The 21,072-nt window shown below is 68.6% G+C and carries 26 protein-coding genes and 1 tRNA gene; 5 read left to right on the forward strand and 22 right to left on the reverse strand.

What is annotated here, in order from left to right:
* Positions 1–102: 102 nt before the first annotated feature.
* The gene (locus CNE_RS17135; RefSeq protein WP_013958309.1) at positions 103–459 is read right to left on the reverse strand and encodes a hypothetical protein; all 357 of its coding nucleotides are present in this window, start codon (positions 457–459) and stop codon (positions 103–105) included.
* Between the two features lie 105 nt (positions 460–564).
* On the opposite strand from CNE_RS17135, the gene CNE_RS17140 reads away from it, so the two are divergent.
* Positions 565–1,182, forward strand: coding sequence for a DNA-3-methyladenine glycosylase I (locus CNE_RS17140; RefSeq protein WP_013958310.1), 618 nt, complete (start codon positions 565–567; stop codon positions 1,180–1,182).
* Positions 1,183–1,597: 415 nt separating this feature from the next.
* Here CNE_RS17140 and CNE_RS17145 read toward each other — a convergent pair whose 3' ends face one another.
* Entirely contained in the window at positions 1,598–2,566 is a 969-nt protein-coding gene (locus CNE_RS17145; protein ID WP_041228229.1) for a cation diffusion facilitator family transporter, read from the reverse strand.
* A gap of 151 nt (positions 2,567–2,717) precedes the next feature.
* Between CNE_RS17145 and CNE_RS17150 the strand changes: the two genes are divergently transcribed.
* Positions 2,718–2,969, forward strand: a complete 252-nt coding sequence (locus CNE_RS17150) for a hypothetical protein (RefSeq protein ID WP_010813430.1) — start codon at positions 2,718–2,720, stop codon at positions 2,967–2,969.
* A 79-nt stretch (positions 2,970–3,048) separates the two neighbouring features.
* Here CNE_RS17150 and CNE_RS17155 read toward each other — a convergent pair whose 3' ends face one another.
* The 19 genes from CNE_RS17155 to CNE_RS17245 all read right to left on the reverse strand — a co-directional run bounded on the left by CNE_RS17155 (position 3,049) and on the right by CNE_RS17245 (position 17,644).
* Entirely contained in the window at positions 3,049–3,726 is a 678-nt protein-coding gene (locus CNE_RS17155; protein ID WP_013958312.1) for an aspartate/glutamate racemase family protein, read from the reverse strand.
* A 255-nt stretch (positions 3,727–3,981) separates the two neighbouring features.
* A tRNA-Ala gene (locus tag CNE_RS17160) sits at positions 3,982–4,057 on the reverse strand.
* Positions 4,058–4,131: 74 nt separating this feature from the next.
* A complete protein-coding gene (soxB, locus tag CNE_RS17165) occupies positions 4,132–5,853 on the reverse strand; it encodes a thiosulfohydrolase SoxB (protein WP_041228231.1) in 1,722 nt (573 codons plus the stop codon).
* A gap of 61 nt (positions 5,854–5,914) precedes the next feature.
* Positions 5,915–6,409, reverse strand: coding sequence for a TlpA family protein disulfide reductase (locus tag CNE_RS17170; protein WP_013958314.1), 495 nt, complete (start codon positions 6,407–6,409; stop codon positions 5,915–5,917).
* 5 nt (positions 6,410–6,414) lie between these two features.
* Complete coding sequence (gene soxX / locus CNE_RS17175; protein ID WP_013958315.1) at positions 6,415–7,077, reverse strand: sulfur oxidation c-type cytochrome SoxX; 663 nt, start codon at positions 7,075–7,077, stop codon at positions 6,415–6,417.
* 19 nt (positions 7,078–7,096) lie between these two features.
* Complete coding sequence (gene soxA / locus CNE_RS17180; protein WP_013958316.1) at positions 7,097–7,924, reverse strand: sulfur oxidation c-type cytochrome SoxA; 828 nt, start codon at positions 7,922–7,924, stop codon at positions 7,097–7,099.
* 73 nt (positions 7,925–7,997) lie between these two features.
* Entirely contained in the window at positions 7,998–8,450 is a 453-nt protein-coding gene (locus CNE_RS17185; protein ID WP_013958317.1) for a DsrE family protein, read from the reverse strand.
* 85 nt (positions 8,451–8,535) lie between these two features.
* The gene (gene soxZ, locus CNE_RS17190; RefSeq protein ID WP_013958318.1) at positions 8,536–8,847 is read right to left on the reverse strand and encodes a thiosulfate oxidation carrier complex protein SoxZ; all 312 of its coding nucleotides are present in this window, start codon (positions 8,845–8,847) and stop codon (positions 8,536–8,538) included.
* A gap of 46 nt (positions 8,848–8,893) precedes the next feature.
* Positions 8,894–9,349, reverse strand: a complete 456-nt coding sequence (gene soxY / locus CNE_RS17195; RefSeq protein ID WP_013958319.1) for a thiosulfate oxidation carrier protein SoxY — start codon at positions 9,347–9,349, stop codon at positions 8,894–8,896.
* A 155-nt stretch (positions 9,350–9,504) separates the two neighbouring features.
* Complete coding sequence (locus CNE_RS17200; protein WP_013958320.1) at positions 9,505–9,831, reverse strand: c-type cytochrome; 327 nt, start codon at positions 9,829–9,831, stop codon at positions 9,505–9,507.
* A 117-nt stretch (positions 9,832–9,948) separates the two neighbouring features.
* Positions 9,949–10,986 (reverse strand): c-type cytochrome, encoded by a 1,038-nt coding sequence (locus CNE_RS17205; RefSeq protein ID WP_013958321.1) that lies wholly within the window; start codon positions 10,984–10,986, stop codon positions 9,949–9,951.
* Positions 10,970–12,310, reverse strand: coding sequence for a sulfite dehydrogenase (soxC, locus tag CNE_RS17210; RefSeq protein ID WP_013958322.1), 1,341 nt, complete (start codon positions 12,308–12,310; stop codon positions 10,970–10,972). The genes CNE_RS17205 and soxC overlap by 17 nt, the downstream gene beginning before the upstream one ends.
* 108 nt (positions 12,311–12,418) lie before the next feature.
* On the reverse strand, positions 12,419–12,838 hold the full coding sequence (locus CNE_RS17215; protein WP_013958323.1) for an ArsR/SmtB family transcription factor: 420 nt from the start codon (positions 12,836–12,838) through the stop codon (positions 12,419–12,421).
* Between the two features lie 48 nt (positions 12,839–12,886).
* Complete coding sequence (locus CNE_RS17220) at positions 12,887–13,777, reverse strand: O-acetylserine/cysteine exporter (RefSeq protein WP_013958324.1); 891 nt, start codon at positions 13,775–13,777, stop codon at positions 12,887–12,889.
* 115 nt (positions 13,778–13,892) lie between these two features.
* Positions 13,893–15,158, reverse strand: coding sequence for an NAD(P)/FAD-dependent oxidoreductase (locus tag CNE_RS17225; RefSeq protein WP_013958325.1), 1,266 nt, complete (start codon positions 15,156–15,158; stop codon positions 13,893–13,895).
* A 15-nt stretch (positions 15,159–15,173) separates the two neighbouring features.
* Positions 15,174–15,524, reverse strand: coding sequence for a c-type cytochrome (locus tag CNE_RS17230; protein ID WP_013958326.1), 351 nt, complete (start codon positions 15,522–15,524; stop codon positions 15,174–15,176).
* A 167-nt stretch (positions 15,525–15,691) separates the two neighbouring features.
* Complete coding sequence (locus tag CNE_RS17235; protein WP_013958327.1) at positions 15,692–16,552, reverse strand: BON domain-containing protein; 861 nt, start codon at positions 16,550–16,552, stop codon at positions 15,692–15,694.
* Positions 16,553–16,598: 46 nt separating this feature from the next.
* Complete coding sequence (locus tag CNE_RS17240; protein WP_013958328.1) at positions 16,599–17,186, reverse strand: phosphoheptose isomerase; 588 nt, start codon at positions 17,184–17,186, stop codon at positions 16,599–16,601.
* Positions 17,183–17,644 carry a YraN family protein gene (locus CNE_RS17245; RefSeq protein ID WP_013958329.1) on the reverse strand — a complete coding sequence of 154 codons (462 nt, stop codon included), beginning with the start codon at positions 17,642–17,644 and terminating at the stop codon, positions 17,183–17,185. Before CNE_RS17245 ends, CNE_RS17240 begins: the two co-directional genes overlap by 4 nt.
* Before the next feature lie 18 nt (positions 17,645–17,662).
* Here CNE_RS17245 and rsmI point away from each other — a divergent pair, with 18 nt between their 5' ends.
* Positions 17,663–18,571 carry a 16S rRNA (cytidine(1402)-2'-O)-methyltransferase gene (gene rsmI, locus CNE_RS17250; RefSeq protein ID WP_013958330.1) on the forward strand — a complete coding sequence of 303 codons (909 nt, stop codon included), beginning with the start codon at positions 17,663–17,665 and terminating at the stop codon, positions 18,569–18,571.
* Positions 18,572–18,658: 87 nt separating this feature from the next.
* Here rsmI and CNE_RS17255 read toward each other — a convergent pair whose 3' ends face one another.
* Positions 18,659–19,426, reverse strand: a complete 768-nt coding sequence (locus tag CNE_RS17255; protein ID WP_013958331.1) for a septal ring lytic transglycosylase RlpA family protein — start codon at positions 19,424–19,426, stop codon at positions 18,659–18,661.
* 281 nt (positions 19,427–19,707) lie between these two features.
* On the opposite strand from CNE_RS17255, the gene CNE_RS17260 reads away from it, so the two are divergent.
* Both CNE_RS17260 and CNE_RS17265 read left to right on the forward strand, forming a co-directional pair.
* The gene (locus CNE_RS17260) at positions 19,708–20,358 is read left to right on the forward strand and encodes an MBL fold metallo-hydrolase (protein WP_013958332.1); all 651 of its coding nucleotides are present in this window, start codon (positions 19,708–19,710) and stop codon (positions 20,356–20,358) included.
* Positions 20,359–20,362: 4 nt separating this feature from the next.
* A complete protein-coding gene (locus CNE_RS17265; protein WP_013958333.1) occupies positions 20,363–21,019 on the forward strand; it encodes an exonuclease in 657 nt (218 codons plus the stop codon).
* Positions 21,020–21,072 lie beyond the last annotated feature (53 nt).

Genomic DNA, 21,072 nt, shown 5'->3' on the forward strand with positions numbered 1-21,072 from the left:
CTCAACCTCTCGAACCGCCCGGTGCGGACCCGCATGCCGGGTGGTGTGGCAGGGGCGCAGCCACGATGGCTGCCCCCTATGCCGATTCCGCTGACAGGCTCCCTAGCCGGCTTCGTCCTCGTCCCGGTGGATATTGATCACATGCCGCGCCTCGAAGCACAGCGGCATGCCCGGGTTCATCTCCTCGGTGCAATACGGCTGGTTGTCGAGCTCGCCGGTGTAAAGGCTACCCTCGCGCCCGGTGACGATCACCCACATCCGTTCGACGTGGACCTCTTCGCTGCCCGCCTCGTCGGCGACCAGGATGCGGAAGATCAGCTTGACCAGCTGGCCGGGTGCGAGTGCATCACGTTCCTCGCGCGGCGGCATCCAGAAGGTATCGGGATGGGCGGCGGCGATGGGCTCGGCGTCGTCGAGCTCCCATCCGTCTTCGTCCAGGGTTGTCAATCGCATGTCCATTTTCAGCCTTCCGCAATCTCTCAGGTGCGGGCATGATCGCAGCAAATGCGCCGGTCGGCGAGAGCCTGGCCGGCGTCCGGGACTTTCAACAGGGAACAGGTACCCATGACAAGCAAGAAGGAAGCATCGGTGCGCTGCGGCTGGTGCGGCACGCTGGAGGACTATTGCCACTACCACGACACCGAGTGGGGATTCCCGGTCGCCGATGACCGCCGGCTGTTCGAGAAACTGTGCCTGGAAGGCTTCCAGTCCGGGCTGAGCTGGCTGACCATCCTGCGCAAGCGCGAGGCCTTCCGCAAGGCGTTTGCCAATTTCGACATCGAGAAGGTGGCGCGCTTCAGCGAGCGCGATATCGCTCGCCTGCTGGGCGACGCCGGCATCGTGCGCCACCGCGGCAAGATCGAGGCGGCCATCAACAATGCGCAGCGGGCCCGCGAACTGCTGGAGACGGAATCGTCGCTGGCCGCCTACTTCTGGCGCTTCGAACCCGATCCGGCCAGCCGGCCCAGGGTGCTGACACCCGAGGTGCTGCGCACCATGGCGACCTCGCCGGAATCCACCGCGCTGTCAAAGGACCTGAAGAAGCGCGGCTGGCGCTTTGTCGGTCCCACCACCATGTACGCGCTGATGCAGGCGATGGGCCTGGTCAATGACCACCAGGAAGGCTGCACGACCCGTGCCGAGGTACTGGCTGCGCGCAAGGCCTTCAAGGTGCCGCGCTAGCGTTGCGCGGACGTATACCCGGTGCGCGCCAGCTATACGTCCGCGTGCGCTGGCTGGCGGCGCCGGTATACGCCGGCGCATAGCCATGCCCGCATAAACGTCAGGCCACCGCGAACAGCGCAACGGTCCTACCTATGTCTTTAATATTGTTTACATATGTAAACATAGTAGTAGTAGGTAAACCAGGCTTCAGGCCGTGGATAAGTCACCTTTTCCCTTTCGGCTCAGGGACTTGCAGCAAAGATAACCACTCCGGGATAACCCTGATTCGCCGGGATAGCCCGGCAGCCGCGTATACGTCGGCGGCGTGGGTGCCGGAGTTATCCGTATACGTCCCACAAGGCGCCCCCAGGCGGGGCACAGCTTGTCCGGGCGGTTATCCCCAGCAAGCTGCGAAGATATCCACAGGCCGGGCTCAGGCAGCGCTGGCCTGGCTGGTCATGTATACGGGGTCGACGTGGGTCATCACGTTGAGCACGTGATGATGTTCCAGGGCGCGGCGCCGAGCTTCGACCGCGATGGCATGGCCCTGCGCCACCGTCAGCGTGGCATCGATCTCCAGGTGCACGTCCACCAGCACCTGGTCGCCCATCTTGCGGGTGCGCAGGTCGTGCAGGCCCAGCACGCCGGGCGTGCCCAGCATGGTCGCGCGGATCTCCGCGACGGTCTCCTCGTCGGCCGCGCGGTCCATCAGGTCGTCGAGCGCATCCCAGCCGAAACGCAGGCCCATGCGCGCCACCATCAGCCCCACCACGATGGCCGCCACCGGATCGAGCATGTGGTAACCCAGCAGGTTGCCGCCAATGCCCAGTGCCACCACCAGCGACGAGGCCGCATCCGAGCGCGCATGCCACGCATTGGCCACCAGCATGCCCGAGCGCACGCGCCGCGCCACCGCCAGCATGTAGCGGAACAGCAGCTCCTTGGACACCAGCGCGGCCAGCGCCACCCACAAGGCCACCGGCTGCACCGGCTGCAGGCTGGCCGGATGCTGCAATTTGTCCACTGCCGCCCACAGCATGCCCGCGCCCACCGCCAGCAGCAGCGCGCCGAGCGCCAGCGACGCCGCGGTCTCGAAGCGCAGGTGGCCGTACTGGTGGTCGGCGTCCGGGTCCTTGCGGCTCTGCCAGCCGGCCAGCAGCACCACGAAATCGGACAGCAGGTCTGAGAGGGAATGCGCGGCGTCGGCGATCAGCGCCTGCGAGCCAGAGATGACGCCGGCCACCGCCTGCGCGGCGGTGAGGCCGATATTGACGGCCACGCTGACCATCGTGCTGCGCCGGCCGGCCCGGTGGCGCGCGTCGGCCTCGGCCGGGCTGGCGGCGGTGGCGTCGTCCGGCAGGCCGGCCGAGGCGGGCCGCAGAGGGTTGTGTTCCGATTCCATCGGGTGACTATAGCCCAACATCCGCGATGGGCGGAGTGGGCCATGGCGGCGCTGCCGTGCCGATTTCGTAACAGCGCTGGCGAAGTTTTGGTGTCGCCTTTACCGTTACACAGGACGGGCCATACCCGGACACTGCAAGGAGGACCCAACGATGGCGATTCGGTCACTTGCCTCGCACAGCACATCCCAGCTGCGCCGCCTGGTCGGACAGATGCAGGCGGAAGTCGATGCATTAGAGAACCTTTCCACCCCTGACGCCGACGCGCAAAGCCGCCTTGGCTATGCCATCGGCCGCCTGCGCGACGGCATCGAGGCGGTCGAGGACGCGCTGCAGTCGCTGCGCGCGCTGCAACAGGTACGGCCGTCGGCGATGAAGGCCCGCCGGCCGACCCGGGTGGCCTAGCCTACCCGCGCCTGCACGCTGGCGCGATCCACACGGCCGGGCAGATCACTCGCGCTCCTAGTTGTCCCCACGGGCCGGCTCACGCCGCCGGACAATAGCGCAGCGCCTGCGACATGGCTTCGCACGCGGCCGGCACCGGGCCGATGACCGGAATCGGAAAGCGCTGGCCCAGCGCCCGGGCGGCCTCGCCCAGCGGGCCGCCGCCGATGATCACGGCTTGCGCGCCATCGGCGCGGATGCAGGTATCGACCGCGCCCGCCAGCAGGTCTTCCTGCTGCTGCGGCGTGCCGCCCAGCGCGCGCGGATCCCCCTCGGTGAAGCGCGCGCCGGTGAAGAGTTCGTCCAACCCCTGCCGGCGCACGCTGGCGCTGATCGACGCCGCCAGCCGCGGCGTGGTGGTGGCAATGCCGAAGCGCCGCCGCCCGGCCGCGGCCGCATGCATCGAGGCTTCGCCGATGCCCACCACCGGCACCGACAGGTGCGCGCGCAGGGCCTCGATGCCGGGGTCGCCGAAGGCGCCGACGATCACGCCGTCGGCACCGCCGGCCAGTCGCAGCATGTCTGCATCGCAGATCGCCTCAGCGGCCACGGCAAGATCGTCTTCGTCGATGATCATCGGCGCCCCGCGCGTGACCGTCGCGCCGACCACGGCCGGCGGCGCGGCCATGGCCTGCGCGAACCAGGCGCGCGCGATCTCAACCATCATCTGCGTGGTGGCGCTCGACGTATTCGGGTTGATCAGCAGGATGTGGCTCATGGATGTCTCTTGAGATTCAGGATTGCCAGCGCAGGTACATCGCCAGCGGGTGGCCCGATTTCCTGTTGGCTTGCATGGGATCGAACAAGGCCCCGGCGGGTGTGGATTGACGGCGGCACAAGGCGCGTACGCCTGTGCCGAGGGGTCAACGATAGCGTATGGCGGCTGCCAGCGCGAGATGGCGGACAGCGCAGGCGGCAGAAACACAAAAGCCCCGGAAAGCGTTGGCTTTCCGGGGCTTTTGCGCGGGATATCTGGTGGACCGAAGGAGGATCGAACTCCCGACCTCTGCATTGCGAACGCAGCGCTCTCCCAGCTGAGCTATCGGCCCGTGGCGGTTGATTGTAGCGTAATACGGCGGCGCCCTTCAATCCTCGCGGCGGCGCATGAGGGTGCTGTGCAACATCAGGCTGCCATGCCCGGATTGCCGTCCATGCCGCGCACGCGCGGCAGGTTCAGCGGGCGGGCGCTGACTTCCTTCGTGCTGCGCAGCCACTGCGCCATCACGTCCCAGATCGGGGCGCCGCCGGCCTGGCGCGCCTCTTCGGCCACCGGGGCCCAGCCCGCCACCTTGTAGGTCTTGCCGGCTTCCAGCGGCTTGCCGCCCAGGCGCATGTCGCTGATGCGCTTGCCCATGCCGGCGGTCGGATCGATGGTGTACTGCAGCCCACCCACGCGAACCATGTCGCCGCCCTGCTGGTAGTACGGGTCGGGGTTGAACAGGTTGTCGGCCACATCTTCCAGGATGGTCTTGATGGTCTCGCCGCTCATTTGCGTCACCGTGGTGTACGGGTAGGTGATGGCGGTCTGGTCCATCAGGTGTTCCATGGTGATGGCCTCGCCCGGCAGCAGCGTGGTGCCCCAGCGGAAGCCCGGCGAGAACGCGATCTGCGCGCCCTGGGCCTGCATCAGGCCGTCCAGGATCAGCTGGTCGAAGGTGCCGTTGAAGTTGCCGCGGCGGTACAGCAGGCCGCGGTTGACGGCCAGCACTTCGCCCAGTTTTTGCTCATAGGGCGCGCGAACCTTCTTGATCAGCGCGTCCATGGCAGGGTCGGCCGGCAGGTAGTTGGCGAACACCGGCAGCAGCCGGTAGCGGAAGTCCGCGACCTTGCCGCCCTTCACGTCAAAGTCCAGCACGCCGAGGAACTTGCCGTTGGAGCCGGCATTGGTCACCAGCGTGGTGCCGCCGGCATTCTTCACTGGCACCGGCGCCGGCATGCCGTCATGGGTGTGGCCGCCCAGGATGGCGTCGAGCCCGCGCACGCGCGAGGCCAGCTTGAGGTCCACATCCATGCCGTTGTGGGACAGCAGCACCACCGCCTGCGCGCCCTTGCCGCGCGCTGCGTCGATGACCTGCTGCAGGTTCTCTTCCTGGATGCCGAAGGTCCAGTCCGGCACGAAGTAGCGCGGATTGGCAATGGGCGTGTACGGGAAGGCCTGGCCGATGATGGCCACCGGCACGCCGTTGATCTCGCGGATCACATACGGATCGAACACCGGATCGCCGAAATCGTTGGTCTTGATGTTCTGCGCCAGGAAGGCGACCTTGCCCTTGAAGTCCTTGTCGACGATCTCCTTGACGCGGTCCGCGCCGAGGGTCATTTCCCAGTGCGGGGTCATCACGTCCACGCCCAGCGCCAGTGCGGCATCGACCATGTCCTGGCCTTTGGTCCACAGCGCGGTGGCCGAGCCCTGCCAGGTATCGCCGCCGTCCAGCAGCAAGGCGCCCGGCCGGCCCGCCTTCAGCCGTTTCACCAGCGTGGCCAGGTGCGCAAACCCGCCGACCTTGCCAAAGCGGCGCGCGGCCTCGTTGAAATCCAGGTATGTGAACGCATGCGCCTGCGGCGTGCCGGGGCGGATGCCGTACTGGCGCAGCAGCGCGTCGCCGACCAGGTGCGGCGGCTTGCCAGCATAGTCGCCGATGCCGAGGTTGACATTGGGTTCGCGGAAGTACACCGGCCGCAGTTGCGCATGGCAGTCGGTGAAATGCAGCAGGTGGACGTTGCCAAAGCGCGGCAGGTCGTACATGGCCTCGGCGGCCTGCGCGGCGTGCGCGTCTTGATGGGGGAACGTCATGCCGCCGGCGCCGGCAATGGCCAGCACCTGCAGGAACTCGCGTCGGTTCATGTCTCTTCCTGGAATTGGCGGTGGCGGTCGGCCCGTGGCGCGAGCGTCCGCCATCGCCTGGCTATGGCCGCGCGTACCGCTCCAGCGCCGCCACGTCGTCTTCAAGCATTTCGCCCACTTCCTTCTGCACCACGCGGCCACGCGCGTCGATCACGTACAACTCCGGCAGCCCCTTGCGCTTGCCGAACACGGCCTGCAGCGCGGGCGAATCCATCGTCGCCGGGAAGGTGTAGCCGCGCTTCTTCATGTAGTCGGCGGCCTCGCGTGGATCCTTGTCGATGCTGATGGTCAGCACCTGCAGCGGCGTGCCGCGCGTACGTTCATGGAGCTTCTGCAGGCGCGGGTTCTGCATCGCGCAGAAAGGGCACCACGAGGCCCAGTACTCGACCACCAGCGGCTTGCCGGCCAGCGCGGCGGCGCTGAGGGTGCGGCCGTCGAGCGTGCGCACGTCGGGCAGGCGCACGGTGTCGCCCACCTCCAGCGCTGCCGCGCCTGCTGCAGCGCCGGCCAGGCTGAAAGCCAGCAGCCAGCGCAGCAACACGGCAGGCGCGCGCATCGGCCTTACTGGTTGACCGGCGAGGCCGGGTCGAGCAGCAGCGCCATCACGTCGCGGATCTGGGCTTCGGTCAGGATGCCCTTGTGGCCGAAGCGCGGCATGTTGGAGCAGGCGGCGTAGGCGCTGGAGTCCCAGATCTTGCCCCAGGTGTACTTGATGACCTCCTGCGAGTTGCCGCGCAGCTTGCCGTACTGGTACAGCGACGGACCGATATTGCCGAACGAGATCTCGGCCTTGGTCATCTGGTGGCAGGCGTAGCAATTGCCGCCGTTGGTGCCGCCGACCTGGTCGGTGAACTGCATGCCGCGGCCGTTCTGGGCGACCTTTTCGCCTTCCTTCCAGTCGCCCAGCCATTTGTCTTCGGCGGGGTATTTCACCTGCTTGAGCTCGGCGGCTTCGATCTTCCTGGCAAGCTTTGCCGGCACCTTGGTGCGGTCCGGGTACTGGCTGCAGGCCTGCTGCATGCCGTCCTGGTTGAGCACGCCCTCGACCGTGACGGGGCCGCGCGACGAGAACGAGTCCTCGATCAGGTGCTTCATGTCGGCGCCGCTGACGGCGGCGGGCTTGCCCTTGGGCGTGCGGGCCTTGGTGCTGTCCTGCGCGTTGGCGCCGGTTGCCAGCAGGGTGGCCAGGGCCGCGATGGCCAGTGCCTGGTGTTGTCGTTGCATGTTGTCTCTCCCGTACTGGTCAGCGCTTCATCGCCGGGCCGTCGTAGGTCCCGCCGTTGGCGTTCTTCGCCAGGAACATGGTCAGCGCGGTGATCACGTCCGAGCCATAGGCGGGTTCGGGAAAGCGCTGCTGGCGCAGGCAGTCGTACAGGCGGTGCTGCATGGTGCGGACCTCGCCCTGCGAGACGCGGTAGGCGGGCCAGGTGGTGTAGGCCGCCTGCGCGCCCTTGTCGGTCAGCAGGTTGGGCAGGTCCTGCAGGCGGATGCGCTGGCCGTCCACTGCATGGCAGGTGGCGCAGGCAAAGTCATAGGCGCCGCCGCGGTAGAAGAACATCTTCTCGCCCAGCGCATAGGTGCGCTTTTCTTCGGGATGGCTGAGCTGCACGTTCATCTTCACGCCGCGCGACTCGCCGGTCAGGTAGGCCACCAGGCGCTCGATCTCGGACGGCTTGCCCGACGACGAGAACGGGTTCTTCGTTGCCTCTTCCTTGGTCAGCCCCTGCAGCGTCATGCGGCAGTAAGCCAGCCGCTGCTCCAGGTCCATCACCTTGCTGGCGTCCTTGAAGTAGCGCGGCAGCTCGGCGTAGGCGCCCTTCGTCACGCCCGGGCCCTTGCCCAGGTCACACTGTTCCAGCGAGGCGTTCTTCGGGCCGGCCGGCTTCTTCCACAGCTCTTCGCCGGCGGCTTCCCACAACTCGGCGGGATTGCCTTCGGCCAGCATCTGGCGGTACTTGGCGATTTCTTCGGCGGTGCTGCCCTGCGCATGCACGGCGGCGGCAGAGGCCACCGCAGCGGTGGCCGCCGCGGCCAGCGCGGCGCGCCGGGCCAGGCTTCGGATGGTGTTCATGGGGCTTCTCCTCGCGGCCTCGCACCGTGGCGGGCCGTTCTCTCTCTTGTTGCCGGAAGCTACGCCGCCCGGCTCATGGCTTGATATAGGCGTAGCCTTCTTCGGCCTGCAGGCGCGCAATCTCGACCACGCCGGCCGGTACCACCTTGGCTTCCATCAACAGGCTCGATTCCGGGATCTTGCGCGCCGTCAGCGTATTGCGGCACACGCGGAACTCCACCCCGGCCGAGGCCAGCGCGCCCACCGGGCCGTCAAAGGTGTTGCCGCGCGCATCCTTGGCGCCTTCGACCAGGAAATCGATGCCGTAGCCGAACGCGACCACCACGATCTTCGTTCCCGGCGCGCCGTTCAGGTGGTTGCGCAGGTTGCCCATCGCGCGCACCGCCTGGTCGATGCCTTCGGACAGCTGGTACACCACCTTCACGCGCCCGCCCTTGCCGGCGGACGGGGCAGCCTGCGCCGCCGCCCTGGCGCTCAGGCCGATGGCGGCCAGTGCCGCCGATGCTCGAATAAATGCTCGCCGCATGTTGTTCCTTCCCGCCGGGCCAGTCCCGGCATCCGTCCCGAACCTTAGCAGAGGACGGCATGGCCTGCCGGCCGCGGAACGGCTGTCAGGCGATGGTCGCTTCGTCGGTGCGCTTGTCGCCCTTGTTGTCGATCCAGGTCACGGCGACCTTGTCGCCCTTGGCGCCGCCCTTGAACTTGAAGTTCAGGAACGGGTCCTTCGACACCGCCGGTCCGAACTGGGCGCGGAACACTTCCTTGCCCTTGCACTGGGCGGTCACGGACTGGATATGCCAGGCCGGCACGACCTTGCCGGACGCGTCCTTGCGCTGGCCGGTTTCCATGTCGTGCTTCATCAGAATCTTGACGTCAACCACGCCGCCGTTTTCGGTGGCGCGTACGCGCATCGGGTCTGCCATGTGTTTCTCCTGTTGCAGTTTGGGAATCTCGATCCGGGGCGCGGCGTCAGCCGCCGCAGCCGCCCAGCGTGACCTTGATTTCCTTCGATGCCACGTACCACTTGCCGCCGGCCTTGACCGCGGCATGCACGACCGAGGTCTGGCCCATCTTCACGCGCGTGGAGACGAACGGCTCCGTGCCGGCCGGGATGACGAAGTCGGCGGCCAGCGTGTTGGGGTTCTTTTCCACCAGGATCGCGATCTGCTCGGTATCCGGGATGGTGCTGGTCACGGCCACCGGCACCACGGCGCCGTTCTCGGCGATATCGGGGGCGGTGAAGGTGATGGCGGTGCTTTTCTCGGTGCCGCTGCCGCCCAGCGCCTTGATCACGTCGGCAACGCTCTTGCCGTCAAAGGCGTTCTTGTTCCACTCCGCCGCCTGCGCTTCGCTGATCAGGCCGGTGGCGGCCATCAGCGACAGGACAGCGGTGACCCGCAGCACTTCTCGTCGTTTGGAATTCATTCTTTGCTCTCCGGCTACTCCGTTCCAGTCGGTCGATGACCGCTTCGGGGATCTTCATGCGGCCGGTACATGGCCGGCCGCTGGTCTGTCCTGGCCGCGCGGCATTCACCGCCCGGCCTGGTGCATCGGCGGACTGCCCGCCTGGTCGGTCAGGCTTACTTGGCCGGGGCGCCAGCCAGCACCCACTCGACCACGGTCTTCAGGTCGGCGTCGCTGACCGCCGCATTGGCGGGCATCGGCACCGGGCCCCAGACGCCCGAGCCACCGCTCTTGACCTTCTTGGTCAGGGTCGCGAGGGCGTTCTTGTCGCCCTTGTACTTGGCGGCCACGTCCTTGTAGGAAGGACCGACCAGCTTCTTGTCGACCTGGTGGCAACCCATGCAGGCGTTCTTGTTGGCGATCTCCTGTGCCTTGGCGGCATCGACCGCGTGGGCCGATGCGGCGGCGCCGAGCATCAGCGCTGCGATGACAAACTGCTTCATTGTTAAGCTCTCCAAACTCTGTAAAGCCGTGGGGACGGCAAAGGCCGCTGGGTCGTACTGCAATGGCTTCGCGGCACACACTGGCCGCCGCCCGGGGGCACTGCGGTGGCCAGTCCGCTATTTTGCCTCAAGAATCCAGCCCACCATGGCCTGCACGTCCGAATCCGGGATCTGCGGCTGCGGCGGCATCGGCACGCTGCCCCATGCGCCCTGCCCGCCCGCCTTGACCTTGCGCGCCAGCGCGGCATGCGCGTCCTGGCCCTTGTACTTGCCGGCGATGTCGGCAAACGACGGCCCCACCAGCTTGCGGTCCATCGCGTGGCAGGCCATGCACTGGTACTGGCCGGTGAGGCGCGCGCCCGGCGCGCCCGGTTCCGAAGACGCTGATGCAGCACTTTTCGATGCGGCATTGCCCGCGGCCACGCCGCGCACCGGGCCGAAGGCCCGCTGCTGCTGCGCCAGCTCGCCATGGGCATCGCGAGCATAGTCCGGTATCGACGAGGCAATCACCACCTTGCCGGCGCAGTCCTGCATGCAGGCCGTATTGCGCGTGTCCGGCCGGCCGCGCCCCGGCCACAGGCCGTGACCGGTGGTCATGCCGTCGCGGTTGGGCATGCGCCGCTGGACCTCGGCGATATTGGCGTCAGACAGCGTGAAGTCGGCCGGGACGATCTCGCCCAGGTGCAGCATATAGGCGGTGACGGCGTAGACGTCGCTCACGCTCAGGCTCTTGGGCGCATTCCACGGCATGGCACGGTGGATGTAGTCCCACAGCGTGCTGACGGTGCTGACCTTCATCAGCGTGGTGCGGTACGGCTGGTTGCCGGTCATGCCGGCCACGCGGCCGCGCCTGATGTCTTCGGCCGTGGTGCCGCCAACCAGCGGCGAGAACACCTCGTTGGATTCACCGAAGTCGCCGTGGCAAGACGCGCACTTGCCGTCCCAGACCTTCTGCCCCTGCGCCACCGTGCCGCTGCCCCTGGGCAGGCCCTGGAAGTCCGGGCGCACGTCGATGTCCCACGCGGCGACTTCGGCGGGCGAAGCGGTGCGGCCAAGCGCCGCGCGCGCGTCGGCCGTGCCTGCCCAGGCCGGGGCGGCGCTGACGGCTGCCAGCACCAGGGCAGCGGCGGTCCTGAACTCAGCCCACATGGACATTGGACACCTCGCCGCCTGCCGCCACCTGCCAGCTCTGGATCGCGTTGTTATGGTAGATCGAGCGCGTGCCGCGCACCGCGCGCAGCTGCCCCAGCTTCGGCTGCACGTAGCCGGTGTCGTCGATGGCGCGGCTTTGCAGGATGGCGGGGCCGCCGTCCCAGACCCAGTCCAGGTTGAAGCGCGTCAGGCACTTGGACAGCACCGGCGCCTCCAGCCGCGCGGTGCGCCAGTTGCGCCCGCCGTCGGTCGAGACATCGACACGCCTGATGCGCCCGCGCCCCGACCACGCCAGCCCGCTGATGTTGTAGAAGCCCTTGCCCACCAGCTGCTGCCCGCCCGAAGGCGTGGTGATGACCGACTTGCACTCCTGGATCGAGGTGTACTGGCGCAGCTTGCCGTCCGGCATCATGTCCACGTAGTGGATGGTCTCGTCCTTGGCGTTCCAGGGCTGGTCGCCCAGCTCCAGCCGGCGCAGCCACTTGACCCACGACACTCCCTGCACGCCCGGCACCACCAGGCGCAGCGGATAGCCGTTCTCGGGGCGCAGCATTTCGCCGTTCATGCCCCAGGCGACGATGATCTCGTCGGCCAGCTCCATCGGGATGGTGCGCGTCATCGACGAGCCATCGCCACCTTCGGCCAGCAGGTAGCGGCCGCGGCGCAGGTCGGCGCCGGCATCGTCCAGCAGCACCCGCAGCGGCACGCCGGTGAACTCGCAGCACGACAGCATGCCGTGGGTGTACTGGACCGTGGGCACGGCCACATTGCCCCATTCCATGCCGGTATTGGCGCCGCATTCGATGAAGTGCATGCGCGACACCGCCGGCAGGCGCATCAGGTCGTCCATGGTGTAGACGCGCGGCGTGCGCACCAGGCCGTTGAGCATCAGGCGGTGACGGGCCGGGTCGATATCGTGCCAGCCCTGGTGGTGGCGCTCGAAATGCAGGCCGTTGGGCGTGATGATGCCGAAGAAGCCCTGCAGCGGCGCGAAGGCCACCGAAGCGGCAGAGACGCGCGTCAGGCCCGGCGACTCGCGCCGGACCAGGTTTTTCTCATGCACGGAGGGTTGCCCGTACGGGCGTGCCGCCACCGGCTGGCCGAGCGAGGTGGCCCAGGGCTGCGGCTGCAGGATGGCGGGATCGCCGTCGGCCGCCAGCGCCTGGCGGCCGACGGCGATCCCCGCGGCCGCGCCCAGGAAGCTCTTGCGCAGGAAGTCGCGCCGCGGCGCGTCCAGGCCGTGCCGGCCGATGTCCTGCTGCAGCGATGCGCTGACGAAGTGCTCGGGCGCGGGCACGATGCGCCCGGGCCGGTTCCGTTCCTGCAAATCAGTCTCCTCCGGCGCGCTCGCCACGGTCCTATGGACCGGTCGGCGTGCCTGTTATCGGGCCGCTGCAACGGGTGCGGCAGCGATCCGTTTGCCGGAAGAGCTGAGCTAGCCAGCGGTGCGCCGCCTGCGCGCCGGGGCTTCGGGTGCCGGCTGTGCCATGAAGCGGTCGACCACGCCGGAGGACAAGGCGCTGTCCTCCAGCCGGCTCGCCACCTGCACGCAGACCGTGCGGCACAGCTCGATCACGCTTTCGTCCGCAATGGCATAGAACACCAGGTTCGCCTCCTTGCGGCGCGACAGCACGCCCGAGCGGTACATCGCGTTGAGATGCCGCGACACATTGGTCTGCGACGAACCCACCGTCTCGACCACCGTGCTGACCGGCTTCTCGCCATCGCACAAGGCGTGCAGGATCTTCAGCCGCGTCGGCTCCGCCAACAGGCTGAAGTAGCCCGATACCTTTTCGAATACGCGATCCAGCTCTTCCATGGCATCCAATATATTCGTATATGCGTGAATGCGCATATAGTGTTTACCCACTGATGCAGCACAGCATAAGCGCGGCGGCGAGGATCAGCGGCGCGCCAGCGCCCTGCCCGCCCACAGGCGCTGGCCGAACACGTTGAGCAGCAGCCCGGTCATCACCACTGCCGCGCCCGCCCACTGCGCGCCGGAGAGGCCCTCGCCCAGCAGCACATGCGCCGACACCAGCCCCACCACCGGCACCAGCAGCGTCAGCGGCGCCACCTGGCTGGCCGGGTAGCGCGTCAGCAGGCGGCCCCACATGGTGTAGCCGAACACCGTCGCAGCAAAGGCCAGGTAAGCTACGGCGAACACGGCCATGCCCGACACATGGGTGACGCTCTGCATGATGCGCGCCGGGCCCTCGACCCACAGCGACAGCAGCGCGAACGGCACGATCGGGATCAGCGCGCCCCAGATCACCAGCCCCAGCAGGTCGACCGGGCCGATCTTCTTGCTGACGATATTGCCGCTGGCCCAGCAGAACGCCGCGCACAGCGTCAGCACGAAGCCCGCCACGCTCATGCCGCCGGCGCTGCCGGCACCGGCTCCGATCAGGGCCAGCCCGCCCGCCGCCACTGCCATGCCCGCAATGTTGTGCCAGCGCACCGGCTCGCCCAGCCACAGCGCCGCAATGGCCAGCGTGAAGAAGGCCTGCGACTGCAGCACCAGCGAGGCCAGTCCGGCCGGCATGCCGACCGCCATGGCGTAGAACAGGAAGGCGAACTGGCCCAGGCTGATGGTGACGCCGTAGGCCAGCAGCAGCCGCCACGGCACGCGCGGGCGCGGCACGAAGAAGATCGCCGGGAACGCCACCAGCAGAAAGCGCAGCGCACCCAGCAGCATCGGCGGCATGCCCGCTAGGCCAACCTTGATCACGACGAAGTTGACGCCCCAGACGCAGACAATGGCGAGGGCGAGGAGACGGTCTCTGGCTTGCATGAGGGGGCTGGGGGTGCGGCCCGGCGCAGTGCCGGACAAAACCCATAGGGTAGCAGCCCGCGGCCTTCGGGGCATGGCTCGCGCCTGCCGCGCGGCAGGGCGAGCCGTCCTGCCCCTACCCCAGCATCTCCGCCCAGATGCCCTTTGCCCACGCCAGCGCGTAGTCGCCTTCGAGCTGGTTCGGCGCCTCCGACAACCCGCCCGATCCCGGCACCGTGACCATGGTCTTCTGCGCCGCGTCATAGCGGTGCACGCTGGCCACATGCACCGCCTCGCGGTCGGAGGTGAAGCTGTAGCAGGTGTTGTTGTAGAGCGGCTGCGGGTCAGGTGCCCGGCCCGACAGCAGCGCGACCATGGCCGCGGCCGCGACCTTGCCGTGCTGGTTGGCCATATGGCCCGACTTGGGCATCAGCGGCGCGATCTGGATGGCATCGCCGATCACGTGGATATTGGCCGCGGCGCGCGACTCGAAGGTGACGAAGTCCACCTCGCACCACTTGCCATTGGCCGTGGCCAGCCCCGCCGACACCGCGATCGCGCCGGCGCGCTGGGGCGGCAGCACGTTGAGCACATCGGCGCGCTCGTCGTCCTGCACGTCGAACTTGAGCGTGCGCGTGGCGGGGTCCACATCCACCGCGTTGAACTGCGGCCGGTATTCCACCAGGCCGGGGTACTGCGACGCCCACACCTTGCGGAACAGCCCGGCCTTGGAGGTGATGTCGGGGTTGGCATCGAGGATCAGCACCTTGCTGCGCGGCTTGTGCTGCCTGAAGTAGTACGCCACCTGGCAGGCGCGCTCGTACGGTCCCGGCGGGCAGCGGTACGGCGCCAGCGGGATGCTGATGACATAGGTGCCGCCGTCCGGCATGGCCTCCAGCTGGCGGCGCAGCGCCACGGTCTGTGGGCCGGCCTTCCAGGCGTGCAGGACCTGGTCGCCGCCGGGCTGCTTCAGCCCGGGCAGCGCATCGCTCATCATCTCGACGCCCGGCGACAGCAGCAGGCGGTCGTACGGCAGCGTGGAGCCGCCCGCTAGGCGCACGGTCCGCTTGGCCGGGTCGATGGCCACGGCGGTATCGCGCACCAGCCGCACGCCGTGGCGGCGCACCAGCGCGTCGTACGGCAAGGTCAGGTCCGCCAACTGCCGGCTGCCGCCGAGCACCAGGTTCGACAGGGGGCAGGAGACAAAGGCCGGATTGGGTTCGACCAGCGTGACCTCGATCGCCTGTCCGCTCCACTCGCGCAGGTAGCGGGCGGCGGTGGCGCCGCCGTAGCCGCCACCCACCACCACCACCTTGGCCGGCGACGCGGCGCGTGCCGCCCCGACCCCGACCGAACCCAGTACTGCGGCGCCCGCGGCGCCCAGGAAGCTTCGTCTTTGCATGGTAGTCCCCCGCTGTCAGCGCACCGCGGCGAACCACGCCGTGATGGCCGCGATCTGGTCGTCGCTGTAGCCCTTGGCAATCTGGTGCATCACCGTGGCCGGCCGCGTGCCGGCTTTGAAGGCCTGCATCTGCGCGGCCAGTTCCGCCTGCGGGCGGCCGGCCAGCGGCGGGATCGTGCTGCCCGCTGGCGCCCGCCCGGCGGGGCCGTGGCAACTGGTGCAGGCAGCGGCCTGGCTGCGCGCACGCAGCGCGGCATCGGTGGCAGGGGCGGCGCTGTCTGCCGGCAGCGCCGGCCGGGCGCCGCACAGCGCCGCGGCCAGCAGCGCCAGCCGCAGCAACACAGCGGGCCGGGGGAAGATTGTCATGGTCTCGCTCCGTGTGGGGGCCGGCGCTGGACTCCGCTGGGGGCGGCCGGCGTGGCAACCGTAGCACATCGGGCGGGGCGGTGTGCGGTGAAAACCGCAGAAGGACAAACGGCGTCCGCATGAGCGGACGCCGTCGAGATCGGCCCCGGCAGCTGGACCGGGGGCGCTCAGGGCAGGTTGCGGCCCGGCGGCAGTGTCACCGGCGAAGTCACCGGTGCGGCGACCGGGCTGGTGGTCGCCGCCGTGCCAGCGGCGGCACCGGCCGGCGCATCGACCGGACCGCCCACGCCCGGCACCGACTGCACCGGCGCCGGCGTGCCGACATTGCCGTCGAACGACGGGTTCTGCGAGGTGGAAGCCGCGTCCAGGCGCGCGCGCTCGGTGTCGTTGACGTAGTCGAAGGCCTTGACCACCTTGGTCACGCCCGAGGCATTGCGCGCCACGTCGGTGGCGCGGTCGCCCTCGGCCGCGGTCACCACGCCCAGCAGGTAGACCACGCTCTTCTCGGTGGTGATCTTGATCGAGTTGGACGGCACGCCCTCGGCGGTCATCATCAGCGTCTTGACCTTGCTGGTCAGGTAGGCGTCCTGGCTCTGGGTCATGAAGCCGGGCGAGTTGACGATCTCAAGCTCGTTGATCACCACGCGCGCATTGGGCAGGCCGCGCACGTACTGTTCGATCTGCTGCTTGACGTTGTCGTTGCTGGCTTCGCCGGTCAGCAGCACCTTGCGGTTGAACACGGTCACGTTGACGCGTGCCTGGCCGCTGTAGCGCGAGTTGATGGTGCTCTCGGCCTCGAGCTGCAGGCCGCGGTCCACGGTCTGGGTGGCGGCCGGGCGGCGGTCGGTGGCCATGGCCACGCCGGTCCCCATGGCGCCGGCGATCACGGGGAAGCAGCCGGCGAGCTGGGTGGCGCAGACCAGCACGGCCGCCGCGGCCAGGCTGGCGCGGCCCAGGCCGGCGGTGCGGGAAGGATGGCGCGCGCCGGCGCCGTTCCGGGGGGCTTGCGTAGTGGGCAGGTTCGTCATGCGGTCCTTGCTGTGGCTGGATGTTGGGAATGGGAGGAAGGCAGGATCAGGCTTCCCCGAGCAGTGCCTCGTCGATGCCGTCGCACAGGCAATGCAGGGTCAGCAGGTGCACTTCCTGGATGCGCGCGGTGCGCTCGCTCGGCACGCACAGGTGGATATCGAATTCATCGAGCAGGCCGGCAATGGTGCCGCCGCCCCTGCCGGTCAGCGCAATCACGGCCATCTCGCGCTGCCGCGCGGCTTCGATGGCGGCGATCACGTTGGCCGAATTGCCCGAGGTGGAAAGCGCCAGCAGGATGTCGCCGGGCTGGCCCAACGCCTCGACCTGCTTGGAAAACACCTTGCTGAAGTCATAGTCGTTGCCGATCGCGGTCAGGATCGAGCTGTCGGTGGTCAGTGCGATCGCGGCCAGGCCCGGGCGCTCGCGCTCGAAGCGCCCGACCAGTTCGGCGGCAAAGTGCTGCGCATCGGCTGCGGAGCCGCCGTTGCCGCAGGCCAGGATCTTGTTGCCGCTGGTCAGCGCGCCGACCATGCGTTCCACGGCGGCGTCGATATAAGGGGCCATCACCGCCGCAGCCTGTCGCTTGGTCTCGGCGCTGTCTAGAAACTGTTGCTGGATACTGTCGATACTCATGGCTCTGGGGGCCTTGTTGTTGCCATTGCGATCCGCGGATCGTACCTCAGGGTCTGCCGCGGATATGAAACAGCCCCGGCGGCATTCTGGTCAAAGGCATGCTGCAGCCAGTCCAGCCGGCCGGGTTCCAGGGCCACCACGTCGAAGCGGCACGGCGGCACCTGCGCCAGCGTGGCCAGGTAATGCGCGGCCGCCAGCAGCACGCGGCGCTGCTTGGCCGGCGTGACGCTGGCGGCGGCGCCGCCGAAGCCCCGGCCGCTGCGCTGGCGCACCTCCACGAACGCCAGCGTGCCGTCCGGCGCCCGCATGACCAGGTCGATCTCGCCGCCTTTGCAGCGATAATTGCGAACCACGGGCTCCAGGCCCTGGCGCCGCAGGTGTGCCAGGGCCCGGTCCTCCGCCTGCGCACCGCGTAGCTGTGTGGTTTGCAACTGCGTGGTGGATTTGAATGATCGCATCAACGGAAGTTCTCAAGCATGAGTGACTGGATCTCCCTGGCGGCCAGCCAGTCCTACCCGGCCGGCACCCTTTATGTCGTGGCCACGCCCATCGGCAACGTCGCCGACCTGTCGCTGCGCGCGCTGCATGTGCTCGGCCTGGCCGACGCCGTGGCCTGCGAAGACACCCGCAATACCGGCCAGCTGCTGTCGCGCGTGGGCCTGCAGCGGCCGCTGGTGGCCGTGCACGAGCACAACGAGCGCGAGGCCGCGGTCCGCATCGCGGCGCGCCTGGCGGTCGGCGAGCGCATCGCCTACGTCTCGGATGCCGGTACGCCGGGCATCTCCGACCCGGGTGCGCGCCTGGTCGAGGCGGTGCGCGCCGCCGGCCATCCGGTGGTGCCGCTGCCCGGGCCCAGTGCCGCGGTGGCCGCGCTGTCGGTGGCGGGCGACATGCTCGATGCCGGCGAGGGCCGCTTCACCTTTGTCGGCTTCCTGCCCAACAAGCCCAAGGCGCGCACCGAGGCCATCGCCCGGCTGGCGGCGCTGGACCACGCCTGGGTCTGCTACGAGGCGCCGCACCGCATTGCCGACACGCTGGCCGCGCTGGCCGCGGGCCTGCCAGGCGAGCGCCGGCTGCTGGTCGGGCGTGAACTGACCAAGCTGTTCGAGGACATCGCGGTGCTGCCAGTGGCGCAGGCGCCGGCCTGGCTGGCCGCCGACCCGAACCGGGCCAAGGGGGAATTCGTGCTGGTGGTGGAAGGCGCTGGCGTCGCAACGGCCGCGGACGGCTTGCCGGATGCCGAAGCCCAGCGCGTGCTGGCGCTGCTGCTGGCGGAGCTGCCGGCCAAGCGCGCCGCCAAGCTCGCGGCCGCCATCACCGGCGCCGGCACCGATGCGCTCTACCAGCTGGCGCTGGCGCAGCGCGCGGGGCAGGCAGAGGACTGACGCGGCCCGCGCGTGGTCCCGGGATGGGGAGGAGGAAGGTAAAGCGGAGGTGTCAGCGCGCGGCGGCATGCGGCGGCGCTGCGCTGGTCAGCGCCGTGTGCGCTTGACGGTCTTGCCGCTGGCCCTGGTCCACTTGCGCGCCTTGGCGGGCGCCAGCGAATTGGCCAGTTCCGGCACGGATACGTCGTCGTCGCCGGTGCCGTCGCCGGCCTCGGTGCCGCCGGCCTCGACCTGCGGACCCAGCGCGGCCACTTCGGTGCGCGTCAGGCGGCGGATTTCAACGTTGGTGGCGCCGCGGTCGACGAAGCCGAGGCGGCGTGCAGCGCCGAAGGACACGTCCAGTACGCGGTTGCCGTGGTACGGCCCGCGGTCATTGATGCGCAGCACTGCTACCTTGTTATTGCGCAGGTTGCGCACCAGCACCCAGCTGTCGAGCGGCAGCGAAGGATGGGCGGCGGTCATGGCGCGCATGTCGAAGCGTTCGCCGTTGGCGGTCTTGCGGCCGTGGAAGCCCTTGCCGTACCAGGACGCGACGCCGCGCTGCTCGTACGTGCCGATGTCGGCGCGCAGGCCTTCCAGCGAGCTGCCGCTGCGGCCTTCGTCCGCGTCATAGCCGAACAGGTTCCAGCTGCCGCTGTCCGAGGCACGCGCGGACTTGTCGGCGTCGGTGCGATCGGTCCTGCCGGCCTTGCCGCTCTTCGTCGCGCGCGTGGGCACGGCGCCTGCGTTGTCGTTGCTTGCGTGGTCGCCTTCAGGGGGCGTGGCACAGGCGGCCAGCACCACGGCGCATGCGGTGCATGCGCCGAGCTTGGCAAGCCGTTGCCAGCACTTGGCGAGAGCGGAGATCCGTAACATGGGCGGCAGTCTAACATTGACTCTTTACGACTATCTCTTTCAATTTGTTACGAAGTCTGTGCGATTTCGCACCATCGTGGCCTATCTGCCCGGAATCCCGCTTGTGGCAAGGGATTTCCGCCTGAGACGGGGCTTTCGCACGGGTAACGCATAAAGCACGGGGCTTGCCTTGCGGGCGGTGAATCGCCGCCCGGCGCTACAATGCTGGGCACCGCCCGCCGTTCGTGCGGGCCAGTCCGTGGCGCCCGACCAGAAGGCGCCCGGCGCACAAGAAATCGTCCATGAAAGCCCTGCTCATTCCCGTCACGCCCTTCCAGCAAAACTGTTCGCTGCTGATCGATGAAAGCACCGGCCGCGCCGCGGTCTGCGATCCCGGCGGCGACCTGGATCGCATCCGCGCGGCGGTCAAGGAGCAAGGCGTCACGCTGGAAAAGATCTTCCTGACACATGGCCATGTCGATCACTGCGCCGGCGCCGCGGCGCTCGCGCGCGAGCTGGGCATCCCGATCGAAGGCCCGCAGCAGGACGAGCGCTTCTGGATCGAGCAGCTGCCCGAACAGACGCGCCGCTTCGGCTTCGGCCAGGCCGAGAGCTTCGAGCCAGACCGCTGGCTGGAGAACGGCGACACCGTGCAGTTCGGCAACGAGACGCTGGAGGTCTACCACTGCCCCGGCCACACGCCCGGCCACGTGGTGTTCTTCTCGCGCGCAAACCGGCTGGCGGTGGTGGGCGACGTGCTGTTCGCCGGCTCGATCGGCCGCACCGACTTCCCGCGCGGCAACCACGCCGACCTGATCCGCTCGATCCGCACGCGGCTGTGGCCGCTGGGCGAGGACGTAACCTTCATCCCCGGCCACGGCCCGGTCTCGACCTTCGGCGAAGAGCGTCGCAACAACCCCTACGTGGCTGACCATCTGATCGACGTGGGCTGACGCCATGGCCAAGCGACAGGCGCCCGACACCCGCCCGGAGATCTACGTCAGTACCGACGTGGAGGCCGACGGCCCGATCCCGGGCCCGCATTCGATGCTGTCGTTCGCGTCCGCGGCGATGCTGGCGGACAAGACCGTGGTGGGCACGTTTTCCGCCAACCTTGAGACCCTGCCCGGCGCCGCCGGCCACCCGGTGCAGATGCAGTGGTGGCAGACCCAGCCCGAGGCCTGGAGCGCCTGCCGGCGCGACCTGCAGCGGCCCGAGGACGCCATGGTCCGCTATGTCGAATGGGTCGAGAGCCTGCCCGGCAAGCCGGTCTTCGTGGCCTTCCCGGCCGGCTTCGATTTCACCTGGATGTTCTGGTACATGATGCGGTTCGCCGGGCGCTCGCCCTTTGGCTGGGCCGCCCTCGACATCAAGACGCTGGGCTTTGCGCTGACCGGGCGCCCCTATCGCAAGACCGTCAAGGCGGCCTTCCCGGCCGCGTGGATGGATCCGCTGCCGCACACCCATGTGGCGCTGGACGATGCGCTCGAACAGGGTGCGCTGTTCTGCAACATGCTGGCTACGCTACGTGAGCGCGAGGCCGCACTGGCCAGCCTGGTGCCCGACGAGGAAACGGACGGTAGCGAGCCCTCACCTTCGCCCGGGCAACCCTGAATCGGTTGCTGCGCCGCGGCAGCCCCGGCGGCACGCCCCTTGCAGGCTTGCGT

The organism is Cupriavidus necator N-1 (genome assembly GCF_000219215.1).
Classification (GTDB): domain Bacteria; phylum Pseudomonadota; class Gammaproteobacteria; order Burkholderiales; family Burkholderiaceae; genus Cupriavidus; species Cupriavidus necator.